The following is a 17314-nucleotide window of genomic DNA, read 5'->3' on the forward strand; positions in this document are numbered from 1 at the left end:
GCCAGTTGTTGCACTGGGTTCCGGCCAGTGCGCATATCCCAGTGATCTAGACTTACAGCAGTTCGTGTATGGTTGGTGGTAGAGTTCCGGCCAGTGCGCATATCCCAGTGATCTAGACTTAGCAGCCGCAACCACCGATCTTGGTGCCGGTTCCGGCCAGTGCGCATATCCCAGTGATCTAGACTAGCAGCGATGTGTGGTACGCTGAGGCTTGGGTTCCGGCCAGTGCGCATATCCCAGTGATCTAGACTGGTGGTTGCATAGGCGGAGCATCGAACACTGTTCCGGCCAGTGCGCATATCCCAGTGATCTAGACTATGGAGTCTTCACAGTACCGCCCAACACGAGTTCCGGCCAGTGCGCATATCCCAGTGATCTAGACTGCCGGAGCGTTACGCGTCCGGCTCGGCTGCGTTCCGGCCAGTGCGCATATCCCAGTGATCTAGACTGGCTTATTGATACTGGTAGCTTGTAAGGAGGTTCCGGCCAGTGCGCATATCCCAGTGATCTAGACTAGAGTTGCGTTATTTGAACACAGCAAAGGCGTTCCGGCCAGTGCGCATATCCCAGTGATCTAGACTCGTAGAGGTGTATGCATCCTCCAAGGCCTGGTTCCGGCCAGTGCGCATATCCCAGTGATCTAGACTCTGATCGCGATAACCCCTTGATTCGTCAAGGGGTTTTTCGCTTCTACAGTCCAGTAAAACATTGCGTCCGGCTAGAAAAGATCGAACTGGTCAGGCGCTTTTTGCACAGGCTGACGGCGGTGGCCGTGGAAGGAGATGGCTCGCTCATACTGCTTATCAGTGAACTGGAAGATATGCACTTTGCCCCCGGCCGGCAAGGCCTGCTCCACCTGCCGGCAAAGGGTGTCCACCTGGGCCTGGCTGGTGCAAAAGCGCAGGTAAACGCTGAACTGGCTCATTTGGAAGCCCACGTCCAGCAAGGCATTGCGAAAGCCCGTGGCCGCCTTGCGTTCGGCTTTGGTAATCACAGGCAGATCGAACATTACCACCATCCACATGAGTCGGTACCCCGTCAGCATAGTTGCAATCCTGTCGGTTGGCGTCACTCAGGATCGAAGCTCCCCGCCAATGACAGCGGCAATCCGGGCAGGGGCAAGTCGAGCCGAAGACGTTCTCCCAGGTACACCTGGGCCAGCGAAGTGGCCATGCGCTGCATGCACACCATGACGGGGGTTACTCCCTGCTGGGTTTGCATGTCGTCGTACAGCACGCGCACCAAGGCGCGTTTGGTATCGGGCGTGACGTGGGCCTCGCCCGCCCGGTACAGTTGCCAGACCTTGAGGTCCACCACTGGGCGGAAGGGCTCCATCAGGTCGTCCACCAGCCGCATGGGGTTGGCATCATTGCTGTGATGCAGGCCCAGACTGGGATGCAGGCCGGCGGCCACCACGGCCCGGGCGGTGGCCGAGCGCAGCACGGTGTAGCCGTAGTTGAGCAAGGCATTCAAGCCATCGCCATCTTGGTCGCGCCGAAAGTCCGCACCGAACAGCAGGCCCCAGTAGCGCCGTGCGCCCTGTCCTTCGATGTTTTCTGGATCGCCGCTGCGCACCTTGCCCACCAGGGCCAACAGCGGGGCAGTGGCGGCGCCCGCAGCCTCCAGCGCGGCGGCCTGCTGCTCCAGCTTGGCCTTCACCACCGTGGCCCACAGGCGCTTGAGCAAGGGCAGGCCGGCGGCCAATTGCGCCTCGATGCGCTTGGCCTGCACGTGGTGGCCGTCGATGGGCAGCAGCATGCCGACGGCGTTGTGGTTGGCGCCGCAAAGCACGAAGGGCGCACCGCGTTCGGCCAGGGCCACCAGCAGATTGTTGGTGTAGCTCAGGCCGTGGGCGTTGGCGATGACTGCCGCCACGTCGTCCAAGGGGACCTGGCCCAGCTCCTTGCGCTCGCCTTCGGTGTCTCGAACGACGAGGAACCCCCGGTGCATGAAGAGGTGCCGCCTGTCGTCCGCGATTTCGACGATGCGGCCGACCATCGTGCGTCAGCCCTGGAACCCCGGATCGCGCAACTCGCCGATGGGGGAGATCGTGACTTGGCGGGCCTTGGCTTTCTGGAAAGATCCGACCATTTTGGAGACATAGGGCAACTCGCCGCTCCTGTTGCGCGCATCCACGTTGGCTTGATTAACCTCTGACATGAAGACCTGTCCCGCTACGGACATCTTCGCCACTCGAAAGGTTTGCAAGATTCCCTCACCTGTTTCCAGCCGCACGCTATCGCCAATCACCAGCCGCATGGCCAATGCCTTGCCGTTCTGTCCTCGGCCAATGTGTCGCAGCTGTCCCAGCCCGCCTGCCCGAACGATGCGGTACGCCTCGAACGTGGAAATAACCTGTCCTTCCCACTTACCCTTGTCGTTGACGGTGATCTCGATGCAATAGTTGCTGCCGCCCACATAGCCCTTGTACGGCAACGGCCGGCCTTCGGCATCCACGCCATGGCGCTGGGGCTGGCCGGGCTCGGCGATACGGATGAGGTTGCTGATCTCTCGCCCAGCGCTGCCATCGGCCTTGCGGCGTTGTCTGATGCTGCCGTCGCGTAGGATGCCGTAGCTGGTCTCCTCCATCATGGCGCCTTCGTAGCCGTGGTCGGGTTTGTGGCTGACCCAGATGTGGCCTACGGCGCGCTCCACGTGGGCACGGTAGGTGGGCCAGGGCATCGGCATGTCCTCGACGAGGCGCGTCAGGCCGTTGTCGCGGGCCAGGGCGTTGGCATGGGCGAAGCGCTGCATCAGGCCCTGGTCAGTGACGCCGATCACGCAGGCATCGACCGCGTGGTGGCGGTGGTCGTTACGGTTCTTTTCACCGTTCAGGCCCAGCACGTCGTTCAGGCCGAACTTGCCACGCAGCAGCGCCGTCATCTGGCCGGGAATCACGCGGGTGGCGCTGCCGGGGCACACCAGCCGCAGATATTCGGCTGCCACGCGAGAAAGGTAGCGTGTGTCGTTGAGCGCACGGGCCAGAAAATCCTTGTCCTCGCCCAGCCAGCGTTCGTAGCCGTCGGGTGCGAAGCGGTAGCGCTTACGCAACGGCATGCGCTCCGCGCGTTCCAGGATGCCGTCATAGCTCCAGCCCTGGGACTCGAAGTCGGCTCGAGCATCCCAGGGCGTGCGGTTACGCTTGATGCGGTTGGCTTCGCGCAAGGCCACCGTGCGGTTGTTCAGGCTGTCGTCCAGCGTCATGGAAAACGGCAGGATGTGTTCGATCTCCACGCGCTCACACAGCAGCATGGCCGCGCTGATCTGCACGCCGCTATAGGGACAGCGCCTGTCTGCGGCGTCGTGGCTTAACTCCTCCCACAAGATCCATTTCTGGATGTCCAACGTGCGCACCCGCTCTTCGCTGATGCTCAGCACCTCGGAGATGGAGCGGCGGATGCGCGCATTGCGCCTCTGGTTGTCCGCCTGTCGCTGCTGGGCCTCCAGCTTCTGTTCACGGCTCTGCTTGAGGTCGCGCGCCAGCTCGATCACCACCTCGGCGGGCCGGCCGTAGCGGCGAATCAGTGCATTGACCACCGTGCGCAACTGGTTCAGCCCGATGTGGACGGTGGGGTTGGCGATCTTGCCATAGCGCTTTTCTTCCGCGTCTTCGGGTTTGCCACTGCCGAAGGCCACGTGGCGCTGCAGTGCCCGGCCGTAGTAGGGCAGTTGCCTCCAGGCGTGGACCGCTTTGATCTCTCCAGTGGAGGCGATGGTGCGTTCGCCGATGCATTCCACCTCGTCATCACCGTGGTCGAAGTTGAACCCCAGGTCGCTGTGGTGCACAAACCCGGCCGCCTGCACGGCCTTGTCGTAGGTAACGACGTCGCGCCGCAGCTCTGGCACGATGCGCGCAAGCGCCGTGCGGCCCAGACTGCCGTAGCCTTCGGGCAGGCCGGCATTGGCAATGGCCTGCGCCCTCGCTTCATCCACGCCAGTGTGCGCCTGCAGCCAGGCGACCAGGCACTGTTCGCTTTCCTCGGTCATCAACTGCGTGACGATCTCGTCCTGCAGCGCGGCGTCGAAGCCCACCCACAGGGGGCCGAACAGGTCCTTCTTGCCCAGCGCCGCCGCTGTGGCATTGCCCTTGAGACCGTCGCGCTTTGCATCCTCCAAGTTGAAAAGCGCCGAGAAGCCCAGCGCTTTGCGCATGGCAGTGAAGGTCACCTTGGCCTGCTTTTCCAGCAGCGCCACGATCTGGTCGCGCTGCGGCAGAGTCAGCGTTTCCTCGCGCAGATCGCCATGCAGTACGCGGAGGTGGTTAACTTCCTGATAAATGCGGAAGCGCTGCGTGCTGGGCAGCGCCAGCAGGGCGCGCGGCTCGTCGGGCACAAGGGTGCAGCGGCCGGGCTTCACGGGCCGCAGCTTGCGCTGGTGCAGCAAGGTGTCGCGCAATTCGGCACGGGCGGCCTCGTTGAACAGCGCGGGGTTGAAGGCCGCCTGCGCGGCCCACAATGCATCGAACTCCTGCGCCACCATGGCGCGATCGACATACAGGTCGTAGCGCTTATCGATGCGCTTCTTGCCTTCGTCGGTGGTCAAGGGCGTTTCGCGGTAGCGGGCGCGCACACCCTGATCTCTCACGCCTTCCGGCTTCTGCTCCATTCGCGCTTTCCAAAACCATTCACCTACGGTGCGGCAGCCAGATTCATGCATCTGCGCACGCAGCGTGCCGATGGCCTGCTTGAGCGCACCGCTATCACTGTCTTTGCGGTCGGTCTTGCGATTGCTCTGAAAACCCCGGCGCTGGTTCAGGTGAAAAAGAGCCCGGCCGAATTCCTCCGGTGTCAGCGCAGCTTCCAACCCGCGTGCGCGCAGCGCATAGGGATTGAGCTTTTCTAACGCTTTGCGGGTCGCCTCGTCCTGTGGGAAGAAGCCACGCCGTTCCAGGGCCGCCAGCATGCGGGCCTTGCGTTTGAGCAGCCGGTCACGCCGCCGTCGCATGGCACGCGCAGCACGGCGGGTTACCGCGAGAGAAGAGCCATCTTTTGGATTGCGGCCGTCACTGAAGATGCGCACGCCTGCTTTGATGATCGCGGAAGGATCCCCCTGCGTGTTAAGCCGGAACAACGCCCAGCCCAGCGAAGTCGATCCCAGATCGAGTGCCAACCGATACACCATTTTTCCCGGCTGCATGAATTACCTCCCTGTTGTTTGCCGTTTGTAACGGATTCGGGTAAATTCGCAAACACTTAGTTCACTGGGATATGCGCTCTGGACGCTAACAAGCTGAAAGATGCACCAAATGGAAGGCCCCGCATGCGGGGCCTTCGTCATTTTAGAAGCACCGCGTATATGCGAATGCGGTCCATTGGCTGGGCCACCCGCCATCATCGTCACCAATGCAAAGGCTTGCTGGCAGGTTTCTTCTTGGTTGCAACATGCTGCGGCAACTGTGACTGAGCCAGTTCATCTTCCCGAATGTGATGGCGCACCCAGTGAGCCAGGGCAGTGAGCCGCTTGTTGGGTACTTTGCCTTTTTCTGTGTCCTTGTCACGCAGGGGCATGACCAACCCCAGTCTGGCCGCTGGCACGTCCTCTCGGATCATTCGAAGGGCAGGCTCCAGATCGCTGTCATTGGAGCAGATCACCAGTTGATCGCATGCGCCACGCACTGCATCACGGTAAGCATGCAGCGCAATATTTACATCGGTCTGCTTTTCTTCGATCATCCAAACACGCGAAACGCTGTCTTTGGAGGGGGCGGAGCCTTCCTGATAACTTGGCAGGGACGCCAGCCCGAAGATGTGGAATCCATTGATGACTTGGACGAGCCCAGGGCCGTGAGCTTGTAGCGCGCGGAGATATTGGGTTTGAGCCCGAGATGACGCATCTCCATGCCGGGCGTAAGCCGCTTTGACTGGCGCCGTGAAATATTTGATGGATATAACGGTTGCGCTGGGGTCTTGCGGTGACAGGATGCAATCACGAAACAGCGTAGCGATGTCCAACCATTTGTACGGCGTACCCTTGAGACGGGAGTAGTAGAGGTTGTAGCCGTCGATGTAGATATAGGTTCTCGTCAATGCTGTTCCCACCAATAAAAAGGCCACCTTGCGGTGGCCTTTTCGCCCTAAACCAAGCCAACTGAATGACACGGCGAAGGGATTGTGGACCAGATTTTAGCAAAGTGATACGGCTGATTTTATATCATCATAGGGCACTTTGCGAAGGTAGAAATTTTTCTATAATTTCATATGTGTTTGCCATGTGCGAAGGTGTTCCGGCGCGGGTTGTTATGCAATTCCGTTGGCGCTAACAAGCTGAAAGATGCACCAAATGGAAGGCCCCGCATGCGGGGCCTTCGTCTCTTTCAAGGTTCAGAGATTCGGCGCCAGCAACCGCGCAAGAGCTGCTTCGTCCATACCGCGCCGCGTGGCCATGTCGTGCAGCTGGTCTTCGCCGATCTTGCCGACGTTGAAGTACTGACTCTCGGGGTGCCCGATGTAGAAACCGCTCACGCTGGCGGCCGGGGTCATGGCCAGGCTTTCGGTCAGCCCCATGCCGACCTCGCCGCATTGCAGCAATTCGAACAGGGCCTGCTTGGCACTGTGGTCCGGGCATGCGGGATAGCCGGGCGCGGGGCGGATGCCCCGGTACTTCTCGGCAATCATGTCGTCGTTGCTCAACGCCTCGCCCGCCGCGTAGCCCCACAGGTCGGTGCGCACGCGGTGGTGCAGGGCCTCGGCAAAGGCCTCTGCCAGGCGGTCGGCCAGGCTCTTGAATAGGATGGCCGAGTAGTCGTCCAGCGCGTCGATGAAGGCCTTTTCCTTTTTCTCTATCCCTAAGCCCGCCGTCACGGCGAACAGGCCGGCGTAGTCGGCAATGCCGCTCGATTTGGGTGCGACGAAGTCGGCCAGGCAGCGGCTGGGGCGGGTCACGCCGTCGATGGTGTGCTTCTCGGTCTGCTGTCGCAGGCCGTACCAGGTCATGGCGACTTCGGTCCGCGATTCGTCGGTGTAGAACTCGATGTCGTCGTCGTTCACGCTGTTGGCCGGGTACAGGCCCATCACGCCGCTGGCGGTGAGCCAACGGCCTTCGATGATCTTCTTCAGCATGGCCTGCGCATCGGCGAACACGCGCGTGGCCTCCACGCCCACGACCTCGTCGGTCAGGATGGCGGGGTACGGGCCGGCCAGGTCCCAGGTCTGGAAGAAAGGGCCCCAGTCGATGTAGCGCGCCAACTCGGCCAGATCGAAGTTCTTGAACACGCGGCGGCCCAGCGCGCGCGGCACGGTGGGCCGGAAAGCGGCCCAGTCCACCGGCGTCTTGTTGGCGCGGATCTTGGCCAGCGACCACAGCGGCGTCTGCTTCTTGTTGGCGTGCTGGGTGCGCACCTTGTCGTAGTCGGCGTTCAGTTCATCGACATAGTTCTGCACGCCGTCGCCCAGCAGGCTCTGGGCCACGCTCACGCTGCGCGAGGCGTCGGGCACATAGACCACGGGGCCTTCGTAGTGCGGCGCGATCTTGACGGCCGTGTGCACGCGGCTGGTGGTGGCGCCGCCGATCAGCAAGGGGATCTTCTTGATGCGGAAGTGGTCGTCCTTTTGCATCTCGCCGGCCACGTACTGCATCTCTTCCAGGCTGGGCGTGATCAGGCCCGACAGGCCCACGATGTCGGCCCCCTCGACCTTGGCGCGCGCCAAAATTTCATGGCAGGGCACCATCACGCCCATGTTCACCACCTCGAAGTTGTTGCACTGCAAGACCACGGTGACGATGTTCTTGCCGATGTCGTGCACGTCGCCCTTGACGGTGGCGATGATGATCTTGCCCTTGCTGCGCACGTCGCGGCCGGCCAGCTCGTCCTGGCGCTTTTCTTCCTCGATGTACGGAATCAGGTGGGCCACGGCGGACTTCATCACGCGCGCGCTCTTCACCACCTGCGGCAGGAACATCTTGCCCGCGCCGAACAGGTCGCCCACCACGTTCATGCCGTCCATGAGCGGGCCTTCGATGACGTGCAGCGGGCGCCCGCCCTTTGCCAGAATGGCCTGGTAGGCCTCTTCGGTGTCTTCGACGATGAAGTCGGTGATGCCGTGCACCAGCGCGTGCGACAGGCGCTCGCCCACGGTCTTGGGGTGCTCCGGCGTGCCGCGCCATTCAAGCCGCTTGCTCTCGTCTTTGGCGCCGCTCCTGGCCGTCTCGGCCACCTCGACCAAACGCTCGCCCGCATCGGGGCGGCGGTTGAGCACCACGTCCTCCACGCGCTCGCGCAGCGTGGGTTCCAGGTCGTCGTACACCCCGACCATGCCGGCGTTGACGATGCCCATGTCCATGCCCGCTGAAATAGCGTGGTACAGGAACACGGTGTGGATGGCTTCGCGCACCGGGTCGTTGCCGCGGAAGCTGAACGACACGTTGCTGACGCCGCCAGACACCTTGGCGCCCGGAAGGTTCTGCTTGATCCAGCGCACGGCCTCGATGAAATCGACCGCGTAGTTGTTGTGCTCTTCGATGCCGGTGGCCACCGCGAAGATGTTGGGGTCGAAGATGATGTCTTCGGGCGGAAAGCCCACCTCATCGACCAGCACGCGGTAGGCGCGCTCGCAGATCTCGATCTTGCGCTCGTAGGTGTCGGCCTGGCCCACCTCGTCGAAAGCCATCACCACGGCGGCGGCGCCGTAGCGCTTGACCAGCCGCGCCTCGTGCTTGAACTTCTCCACGCCCTCTTTCATGCTGATGGAGTTGACGATGCCCTTGCCCTGGATGCAGCGCAACCCGGCCTCGATCACGTCCCACTTGGAGCTGTCCACCATGATCGGCACGCGCGCGATGTCGGGCTCGGAGGCGATCAACTGCAGAAAGCGCATCATGGCGGCCTTGCTGTCGAGCATGGCCTCGTCCATGTTGATGTCGATGACCTGCGCGCCGTTTTCCACCTGCTGGCGGGCCACGGCCAGGGCCTCTTCGTACTGACCGTTCAGGATCATGCGGGCGAAGGCCTTGGAGCCGGTGACGTTGGTGCGCTCGCCGATGTTGACGAACAGCGTGCCCTCGCCGATGGAAACCGGTTCGAGGCCCGAGAGCTTCATGGGAGGCGGGATAAGGGGGGCGGACATCAGGCTCACCTGCGCAATCGGTGGTTGGGAACAGGTGAGCGTCGTTGGACAGTGGGGCCAGCGCCGCCCGAGCCTGACGCCTTGAGCCGGGTTGATCGGCAGGCGCTGCAACGCTCCTCGGGGGCGACCGGATTTTACGCGGCCCGCGCTTTCGGGCGTCGCGCGGCGGCCAGAGAGACCGTTCTCAGCGCACCGGCAGGAACTGCAGGAACGAGCCGCCCACCAACCCCTGCACATAGGTGATGGCGGCGCGCCGGTATTTTTCGAGAGCGACCGCCGCCAGCAGATCGAGCCGGCCGATGATCTTGCCGAACTCGCGCTCGAAGCTCAGGTTGCGTCCCTGCGGGCCGATCTCGTCGGCCAGCAGCAGCGGCTGCCCGGCGGCGGTGCGGCGCTGCGACAGCATCCACGCCGCGATCTCCACATTGCGGGCGGCGTTGTACAGGTGCTGCGCATCCAGGCTGTCGAGCAGGAAGAATTCGATCTTCCCGTCGTGCGCGGTGATCAGCATGTCGGCGGTGGCGAAGATGAAGGCGGCCACGCGGTCGCCGGCGAATTCAGGCGCCAGGGCCAGGGCCATCGCCGCAATGTCGCGGCGGCCCTGCAGGGGCGCCCATGTTCCGCCCTGCTCGATGGTGGTGCGCACCTGTTCCATGGCCTGCTCGCGGCCCGCCGCGGTGGTCTTGCGCCACTCGGCCGGATTGCGGCGATACAGCTTGTCCATCAGCCGGTACAGGCTGTCCAGGTTCTCCCGCATGCCGAGCGTTGCCATGCGGTTCACATCGGACTGCCCCAGTTCACTGCCGCTGGCAGAGGTGCCCCTCGCCTCGCCGTGCGGCGCAGGCGGGCCGGAGGTGCACCCGGACAGCGCCGCCAGGGCACAGCAGGACAAGAGAAGGGGAACGAGGGACGGTCGCATGTGCGCCGCATTATGGGCAAGGCCGGCACGGTGGAAAAGCCGGTGAAGAACCGGCCCGGGCACGCCACCCGATGCGGGCCCGGGGCAATGGCAGTGCACCAATCAACTAATTGTTACGGTAGATTCCAGCCTCAGCACATCTAACAGTTACGCCCATCGTCTTTCATCGCATTTGTCCGTTACAGCCATGCACAGTACAGTCATCCGACAAATAGAAGAAGAAGCCGTCCAAACCAGTGGAATGTGCCTGTTTTCATGAATTTTCGCGCAAGGTTGTCCTACGACCTGATGCAAAATTCCCCATTTTGGGGCAATAGCCCCTACTGGAAAGAAGTCCATGTCTCCGCCCCACTCCCCGCTCGCGCAACGCAGAAACGTGTTTCTGCTGGCGCTGTTGTGCTGCCTGCTCTGGGGCAGTTCGTACCCGGCCATCAAAAATGGCTACGAACTGTTCGGTATCGAGGGCGGAGACATTCCTTCCAAGCTGGTGTTCGCGGGGTGGCGCTTTGCACTCGCCGGCCTCGCACTGCTGGCGTGGGTGGCCGCCAGCGGCAGGGAGCTTCGTGGCTGGCCTGCCAGGGCCTGGGGCCAGTTGGCGATGCTGGGCCTGCTGCAGACCACGCTGCAATACATTTTTTTCTACATCGGCGTGGCCAATACCACGGGGGTGAAGGCTTCGATCATGAATGCCACCGGCACCTTCTTCAGCGTGCTGCTGGCCCACTGGCTGTACCACAACGACCGCATCAGCCATGCCAAGGCCTGGGGCTGCATTGTGGGATTCGCCGGGGTGATGGCAGTCAACTTCGGTGCAGGCCTGGCCGGGGCGCTGACCGCCTTCGAGTTCGCCCTGCTGGGCGAGGGTTTCGTGGTCATCGCGGCGCTGGTGCTGGCCCTGGGCGGCGTCTATGGCAAAAGCATTTCGCAGGGCATGGACCCGGTCGTCATGACGGCCTACCAGTTGACCATCGGCGGCGTGGTGCTGCTGGTGCTGGGCTATGCGATGGGCGGCAGCCTGGGCGAGGTGACGTGGGCCTCTTCGTCGCTGCTGGCCTACCTGGTGCTGCTGTCCGCCCTGGCCATATCGATCTGGAGCCTGCTGCTCAAGCACAACCGGGTGAGCCTGGTCACGGCGTTCAACTTCATGGTGCCCGTGTTCGGCACGCTGCTGTCGGCCTGGTTCCTGAAAGAGGACCTGCTGGAATGGCGCAACGCAGCGGCACTGGTGCTGGTGTGCGGCGGCATCTGGCTGGTGACGAGGGCACCGGCGCCCCGCGCGTGAACCGGCGGTGGCCGCCCCGCTCAGGCGCCCTCCTCTTTCGTGCCCTCTGCCGGCCGCTGGGGGCACCGGCCCGAACGGCGCTGAGGGGCATCTCCACCCGCTGCTTTCAGAAAGCGCGAAAATCGCAGGCTGATCCGTCCCCCTTCCCAAGGAGCCCAAGCGCATGAGCACGACGCAACCGACCATCATCTACACGCTGACCGACGAAGCACCCGCCCTGGCGACCGCCGCCTTCCTGCCGATCGTGCGGACCTTCGCGGCCCCCGCCGGCATCAACGTGGAGACCAGCGACATCTCGGTCGCAGGCCGCATCCTGGGCCAGTTTCCCGAACGCCTGACCGAGGCGCAGCGCGTGCCCGACAACCTGGCCGCCCTGGGCAAGCTGACCCTCTCCGCCGATGCCAACATCATCAAGCTGCCCAACATCAGCGCATCGGTGTCGCAACTGGTCGCCGCCATCAAGGAACTGCAGGGCAAGGGCTATGCGATTCCCGACTACCCCGAGAACCCGACGACCGACGAAGAGAAAGACATCCGCGCCCGCTACAACAAGTGCATCGGCAGCGCGGTGAACCCGGTCCTGCGCGAGGGCAACTCCGACCGCCGCGCGCCCAAGGCCGTCAAGGAATACGCCCGCAAGAACCCGCACAGCATGGCCGAATGGAGCCAGGCATCGCGCTCGCACGTCTCGCACATGCACCACGGCGACTTCTATCACGGCGAAAAGTCGATGACGCTGGACAAGGCGCGCGACGTGAAGATGGAACTGGTCGGCAAGAGCGGCAAGACGACGGTGCTCAAGCCCAAGGTGTCGCTGAAGGACGGCGAGATCATCGACAGCATGTTCATGAGCAAGAAGGCCTTGCTCGAGTTCTATGAAAAGGAAATCGAGGACGCGCACAAGACCGGCGTGATGTTCTCGCTGCACGTCAAGGCGACCATGATGAAGGTGTCGCACCCCATCGTCTTCGGCCACGCCGTGCGCATCTTCTACAAGGAGGCCTTCGCCAAGCATGCGCAGCTCTTCGAAGAGCTGGGCGTGAACGTGAACAACGGCATGGTCGATCTGTACAACAAGATCGCCACGCTGCCCCAGAGCAAGCAGGACGAGATCAAGCGCGACCTGCACGCCTGCCACGAAAACCGCCCCGAGCTGGCGATGGTCGATTCGGCCAAGGGCATCACCAACTTCCACTCGCCCAACGACGTGATCGTCGATGCGTCCATGCCCGCCATGATCCGCAACGGCGGCAAGATGTGGGGCGCCGACGGCCGCCTGAAGGACACCAAGGCGGTGATCCCCGAGAGCACCTTCGCCCGCATCTACCAGGAGATCATCAACTTCTGCAAATGGCACGGCAACTTCGACCCCAAGACCATGGGCACCGTGCCCAACGTGGGCCTGATGGCCCAGCAGGCCGAAGAGTACGGCTCGCACGACAAGACGTTCGAAGTGCCGGAAGCCGGCGTGGCCAACATCGTCGATCTGGCAACGGGCGAAGTGCTGCTGAGCCAGAACGTGGAAGAAGGCGACATCTGGCGCATGTGCCAGGTGAAGGACGCCCCCATCCGCGACTGGGTGAAGCTGGCCGTGACGCGCGCCCGCAATTCCGGCATGCCCGCCGTGTTCTGGCTGGACCCGTATCGCCCGCACGAAAACGAAGTCATCAAGAAGGTGAAGACCTACCTGAAGGAACACGACACCAGCGGCCTCGATATCCAGATCATGAGCCAGGTGCGCGCGATGCGCTACACGCTGGAGCGCGTGATCCGCGGGCTGGACACGATCAGCGTCACCGGCAACATCCTGCGCGACTACCTCACCGACCTGTTCCCGATCATGGAGCTGGGCACCAGCGCCAAGATGCTGTCGGTCGTGCCCCTGATGGCCGGCGGCGGCATGTACGAAACGGGTGCCGGCGGCTCTGCGCCCAAGCACGTGCAGCAACTGGTGGAAGAAAACCACCTGCGCTGGGATTCGCTGGGCGAGTTCCTGGCCCTGGCCGTGAGCCTGGAAGACCTGGGCCTCAAGACCGGCAACCAGCAGGCCACCCTGCTGGCGAAGACGCTGGATACCGCCACCGGCAAGCTGCTGGACAACAACAAGAACCCCAGCCCCAAGACCGGCCAGCTGGACAACCGCGGCAGCCAGTTCTACCTGGCCATGTACTGGGCCCAGGAACTGGCCGCACAGACCGAGGACAGGGCCCTGGCCGCCAAGTTCGCCGGCCTCGCCAAGACCCTGGCCGACAACGAGCAGAAGATCGTGGGCGAGCTGGCCGACGTGCAGGGCAAGCCGGCCGACATCGGTGGGTACTACCTGCCCGACCCGAAGAAGACGGAAGCGGTGATGCGGCCTAGTGCGACGTTGAATGCGGCGTTGGAGGCCGTGACGGCCTGATGGTGTTTACCCGCTGACATCGGCACTGCCTGATAGATGAAAGCCGTATCCGCCGTCTCGGCGGGTACGGCTTTCATTGGGATTGACGTTCACCTATGCCGATGAGTGAACCCAAGGGGCGCCAAGCAGCGCTAAAAGACAACGAACTGGGCGGCGTACGACGCCGCGCTCAAAGCGAGAGGATCGCTGACGATCTGGCTGGACAAGGACATGCAGTGGTACGCGCCGGCCAGTGGCAAACGCGGTCGCCAGCCCATCTTCGGCGATGCGGCGATTGAGTTTTGCCTGAGCATCGAGTGCCTGTTCGGTCTGGCCCTGCGCCAGAGCCTGGGGTTGGTGCAGGGCTTGCTGCGCCTGGCAGGCATGGACTGGCGAGCCGGTGGCCAGCGTCGGCGGGGATGGAGCCTACGACACCAAGGGCTGCCATGCGGCAATAGCGCAAAGGGGCGCACAGGCGGTGATACCGCCGCGCAAGAACGGCAAGCCGTGGAAAGAGACTCCGATGGGAGCGGCGGTGCGCAACGAAGCTTTGCGGGCCTGCCATAACTCCCCTGCTCGGTATTGCGCGACGACTGCGGCGCGTGCTGCGCCCGCTCTGGGCGCCGCCGACGCGCCCCCTGCCGCCCGCCTGCCGCCCGTGGCACTCACGCGGCGCGAAACCGAGGTGCTGTCCTGGATCGCCAAGGGCAAGACCAACCGCGATATCGCCGACATCCTGGGCATGAGCCCGCGCACGGTGAACAAGCACCTGGAACACATCTTCGAGAAGCTCGGCGTGGAAACCCGCACCGCGGCGGCGGCGCTGGCCGGGCAACTGCTGCAAGAGCCGTGAGGCGCCATCCGCGTTGAATGCCGCCCCTTTCTTGGCCATCGGCGACCCCATCGGCTGTCCGTTGCCCCAGACGGCATGCAGTCATGCGCCACTCGCCGGCCGGTCACCCAGCCGCTGCGCCAGAAAGTCGATGAAGCTGCGCAGCTTGAGCGGCATCTGCCGGCGGCTGGCATAGACGGCATGCAGCGTGCCTTCGAAGTCCGCATGGCCCGGCAGCTTCACCAGCCGGCCACTGGCCAGGTCCTGCTCCACCAGCCACTCGGGCAGAAACGCCGCCCCCATGCCGGCCACCACGGCGTGGTAGCTCAGCGTGGTGTCGCTCGACTTCATCACCGCATCCATGCGCCAGGGCGTGCCCTCGTGCAAGCCGTGCAAGACGCGCTCCAGTTGCAGATAGTTGGGCACCACCATCGGCACCGGCAGCGAGGGGGCGTCCGCCCCGGGACCGGGCGGCGCGCAGGTGGGTGGCGCGGGGGCGGGCATCGCGCCGGGCGCCACGACGAGGTGAAAGGCGATGCGGCACAGGGGGCGGGCGATCAGCTGCGGCGCAGGCTCGGCCGTCATGCGCAGGGCCACGTCGAAGCCTTCCGAGACGATGTCGACCATGCGGTTGTCCAGGTGCAGGTCCAGCCGCACTTCGGGAAAGGCCCGCCGGTATTCGGCCAGCAGCCCGGCGAAACGCGCGGTGGCGCACCACACGGGGGCGCTGATCTTCAATTCGCCGCGGGGCCTGCTTTGGCCCTGGCCCACCGAGGCCGCCGCGGCGTCGAGCAGTTCGAGCGCCTGCCGGCCCTGCTCATGGAATGCGGTGCCCGCTTCGGTCAGGCTCATGCTGCGGCTGGTGCGGTTCAGCAGGCGCGCGCCCAGCGCACGCTCCAGCCGGGCGATGTGCTTGCTGACCATGGGCGGCGCCATGCCCAGGCGGTCTCCGGCGGCGCTGAAGCTGCCCGCTTCGACGATCATCTGGAAAACGCGGATGCCGGCAAGGTCGAGGTCCTTGGCGCTCATGGTTTCCCATCGGAGAAAGACTGCGGTAACTTTATCGCCATCGATTTCCCTGAAAAGAAACATTAACCTTGCTGGCACCGTGCATGAACACGCCGCGCCGCCCCTGTGCGCTGCGGCCACTCTGGAGCCTCACATGACCGCCTCTACCGCTGCCCCTTCGTCGGCCTCGCTGCCGGACGCACCCGCCGTTGCTTGCCTGCCCACCTATTTCCTGTCCCACGGCGGTGGCCCGTGGCCGTATGTGCCCGAGATGCGCCGCGCCATGCAGGCCCTGGAGCAATCGCTCAAGGACATTCCCCACCAGATCAACACCCGCCCGAAGGCGGTGCTGGTGGTGTCCGGCCATTGGGAGGACGAGGTCTTCGCGGTGATGTCCAGCCCCCGCCCGCCGATGGTGTACGACTACTCCGGCTTTCCGCCCCACACCTACGAGGTGCAATACCGCGCCCCGGGTGCGCCGGCCCTGGCCGAGCGCATCGCCGGGCTGATCGAGGCCGCAGGGCTGCCGAGCCGGCTCGATGCCGAGCGGGGGTTCGACCACGGCACCTTCTCGCCGCTGGAAGTGATGTACCCGGCCGCCGACGTGCCGGTGCTGCAGGTGTCGCTGCAGCGCGACCTGGACCCGGCCCGGCACCTGGCGCTCGGCCGTGCGCTGGCGCCGCTGCGCCATGAGGGCGTGCTGATCGTGGGCAGCGGGCTGAGCTATCACAACCTGCGCCGCTTCGGCCAGGCCGGTCTCGCTCCGTCGATGGGCTTCGACCGATGGCTGCAGGACACGCTGGCGTATTCCGACCCGGCCACGCGGGTCGAGCGGCTCATCGCCTGGGAAGACGCGCCCTACGCCCGCACCGCCCACCCGCGCGAGGACCACCTGATTCCGCTGATGGTGGCCGTGGGCGCCGCCGAGAACGAGCCCGCCCTGTGCGTGTACAACGAAGAGGGCGTGTACGGCGGGGTGACGGTATCGAGCTACCGGTTCGGCGCGGCGATGTGAGCCAGCGCAGGCGGGCTGGGGCCACGGCCACGGGCCACGGGCCACGGCCTTCAGCCATTTGGGGCATCATGGTTTTCCCCTGACTGCCGGCCTGCCCCATGACGCTGCTTCACCGTCCCGTGTTTCTGCCCCTGCTTTCCCGCTTCTCGCAAGCCTCCCCGCTCTTCGTGGCGGCCAGCCTGCTGGTGGGCGCCAGCGCCGCCACGGCGCAGGTCCAGGCCTCTCCTTCCCCCTCGTCTTCGTCTTCCGCTTCGCAGACGGTGCGCCTGCGCGGCACGGTCGAGGCGGCCACGGCCACGACGCTCACCGTGAAGGAACGCGGCGGGCAGACGGTGGCCCTGGCCCTGCCGCCCACGCTGGTGGTGCAGGAGGTCTATCCGATCGCGCTGAAAGACATCCGGCCCGGCAGCTTCATCGGCACGGCCGCGCTGCCCCAGGCGGACGGCACGCAGCGCGCCATCGCGGTCACGGTGTTTCCCGAGTCCGCGCGCGGCACCGGGGAGGGCCACCGCCCGTTCGACCTGCAGCCGCAAAGCACCATGACCAATGCGACGGTGGCGGACGTGGCGGACGTGACCGATGCGGCCGACGCCGGCAAGGGCCGCACGCTGCGGCTCAAGTACCAGGGGGGCGAAAAGACCGTGATCGTGCCGCCCGGCGCCCCGGTGGTGACCTTCCGCGCGGGCGACCGCAGCCTGCTGGTGCCCGGCGCCAGCGTCTCGCTCACCGCGCAGGAAGTGAACGGCACGCCCACGGCGCTGCGCATCAACGCCGGCCGCAACGGCTTCGCGCTGCCCTACTGACGGCTCCCGGCCG

General features: G+C 64.4%; 11 protein-coding genes, 2 pseudogenes, 1 CRISPR repeat array and 1 riboswitch. Of the genes and pseudogenes, 6 read left to right on the forward strand and 7 right to left on the reverse strand.

All coding sequences use genetic code 11. The features are described from left to right. The first annotated feature begins 17 nt into the window (after positions 1-17). A CRISPR array of direct repeats spans positions 18-647; the repeat unit is 36 nt; unit sequence GTTCCGGCCAGTGCGCATATCCCAGTGATCTAGACT. Between the two features lie 71 nt (positions 648-718). The 6 genes from cas2 to AVHM3334_RS10835 all read right to left on the reverse strand — a co-directional run bounded on the left by cas2 (position 719) and on the right by AVHM3334_RS10835 (position 9981). Continuing rightward, positions 719-1072, reverse strand: coding sequence for a CRISPR-associated endonuclease Cas2 (gene cas2, locus AVHM3334_RS10810; protein WP_284412158.1), 354 nt, complete (start codon positions 1070-1072; stop codon positions 719-721). Next, entirely contained in the window at positions 1069-1998 is a 930-nt protein-coding gene (gene cas1, locus AVHM3334_RS10815) for a type II CRISPR-associated endonuclease Cas1 (RefSeq protein WP_284412160.1), read from the reverse strand. Before cas1 ends, cas2 begins: the two co-directional genes overlap by 4 nt. 6 nt (positions 1999-2004) lie before the next feature. Then, positions 2005-5136 (reverse strand): type II CRISPR RNA-guided endonuclease Cas9, encoded by a 3132-nt coding sequence (gene cas9, locus AVHM3334_RS10820; RefSeq protein ID WP_284412162.1) that lies wholly within the window; start codon positions 5134-5136, stop codon positions 2005-2007. A gap of 200 nt (positions 5137-5336) precedes the next feature. Next, positions 5337-6098: an NYN domain-containing protein gene (locus tag AVHM3334_RS10825; protein ID WP_284412165.1), complete on the reverse strand. Its 762-nt coding sequence runs from the start codon at positions 6096-6098 to the stop codon at positions 5337-5339. A gap of 222 nt (positions 6099-6320) precedes the next feature. Beyond that, a complete protein-coding gene (gene metH / locus AVHM3334_RS10830; protein ID WP_284412167.1) occupies positions 6321-9062 on the reverse strand; it encodes a methionine synthase in 2742 nt (913 codons plus the stop codon). A 29-nt stretch (positions 9063-9091) separates the two neighbouring features. Then, a riboswitch (S-adenosyl-L-homocysteine riboswitch) is annotated at positions 9092-9187 on the reverse strand. Between the two features lie 59 nt (positions 9188-9246). Next, positions 9247-9981: a hypothetical protein gene (locus tag AVHM3334_RS10835; RefSeq protein WP_284412169.1), complete on the reverse strand. Its 735-nt coding sequence runs from the start codon at positions 9979-9981 to the stop codon at positions 9247-9249. A 337-nt stretch (positions 9982-10318) separates the two neighbouring features. Between AVHM3334_RS10835 and AVHM3334_RS10840 the strand changes: the two genes are divergently transcribed. From AVHM3334_RS10840 to AVHM3334_RS10855, 4 genes and pseudogenes are all read left to right on the forward strand, one after another. Further along, positions 10319-11263 carry a DMT family transporter gene (locus AVHM3334_RS10840; RefSeq protein ID WP_284412171.1) on the forward strand — a complete coding sequence of 315 codons (945 nt, stop codon included), beginning with the start codon at positions 10319-10321 and terminating at the stop codon, positions 11261-11263. A gap of 163 nt (positions 11264-11426) precedes the next feature. Further along, positions 11427-13664 (forward strand): NADP-dependent isocitrate dehydrogenase, encoded by a 2238-nt coding sequence (locus tag AVHM3334_RS10845; RefSeq protein WP_284412173.1) that lies wholly within the window; start codon positions 11427-11429, stop codon positions 13662-13664. Between the two features lie 101 nt (positions 13665-13765). Further along, positions 13766-14205, forward strand: a pseudogene (locus AVHM3334_RS10850) (transposase); the annotation flags it as partial. 60 nt (positions 14206-14265) lie between these two features. Next, positions 14266-14496, forward strand: a pseudogene (locus AVHM3334_RS10855) (helix-turn-helix domain-containing protein); the annotation flags it as partial. 81 nt (positions 14497-14577) lie between these two features. Here AVHM3334_RS10855 and AVHM3334_RS10860 read toward each other — a convergent pair. After that, entirely contained in the window at positions 14578-15504 is a 927-nt protein-coding gene (locus AVHM3334_RS10860) for a LysR family transcriptional regulator (protein WP_284412175.1), read from the reverse strand. A gap of 133 nt (positions 15505-15637) precedes the next feature. Here AVHM3334_RS10860 and AVHM3334_RS10865 point away from each other — a divergent pair, with 133 nt between their 5' ends. Next, a complete protein-coding gene (locus AVHM3334_RS10865; protein WP_284412177.1) occupies positions 15638-16498 on the forward strand; it encodes a DODA-type extradiol aromatic ring-opening family dioxygenase in 861 nt (286 codons plus the stop codon). 98 nt (positions 16499-16596) lie between these two features. Beyond that, positions 16597-17301 (forward strand): hypothetical protein, encoded by a 705-nt coding sequence (locus AVHM3334_RS10870; protein WP_284412179.1) that lies wholly within the window; start codon positions 16597-16599, stop codon positions 17299-17301. The last annotated feature ends 13 nt before the right edge of the window (positions 17302-17314 follow it).

It is taken from the genome of Acidovorax sp. SUPP3334, assembly GCF_030159055.1.
Lineage (GTDB): Bacteria > Pseudomonadota > Gammaproteobacteria > Burkholderiales > Burkholderiaceae_C > Paracidovorax.

Coding starts and splice junctions, on each gene's coding strand:
- cas1 (WP_284412160.1), bottom strand. CDS start 1,998: ATGGTCGGCCGCATCGTCGAAATCGCGGACGACAGGCGGCACCTCTTC.
- cas9 (WP_284412162.1), bottom strand. CDS start 5,136: ATGCAGCCGGGAAAAATGGTGTATCGGTTGGCACTCGATCTGGGATCG.
- metH (WP_284412167.1), bottom strand. CDS start 9,062: ATGTCCGCCCCCCTTATCCCGCCTCCCATGAAGCTCTCGGGCCTCGAA.
- AVHM3334_RS10835 (WP_284412169.1), bottom strand. CDS start 9,981: ATGCGACCGTCCCTCGTTCCCCTTCTCTTGTCCTGCTGTGCCCTGGCG.
- AVHM3334_RS10840 (WP_284412171.1), top strand. CDS start 10,319: ATGTCTCCGCCCCACTCCCCGCTCGCGCAACGCAGAAACGTGTTTCTG.
- AVHM3334_RS10845 (WP_284412173.1), top strand. CDS start 11,427: ATGAGCACGACGCAACCGACCATCATCTACACGCTGACCGACGAAGCA.
- AVHM3334_RS10860 (WP_284412175.1), bottom strand. CDS start 15,504: ATGAGCGCCAAGGACCTCGACCTTGCCGGCATCCGCGTTTTCCAGATG.
- AVHM3334_RS10865 (WP_284412177.1), top strand. CDS start 15,638: ATGACCGCCTCTACCGCTGCCCCTTCGTCGGCCTCGCTGCCGGACGCA.
- AVHM3334_RS10870 (WP_284412179.1), top strand. CDS start 16,597: ATGACGCTGCTTCACCGTCCCGTGTTTCTGCCCCTGCTTTCCCGCTTC.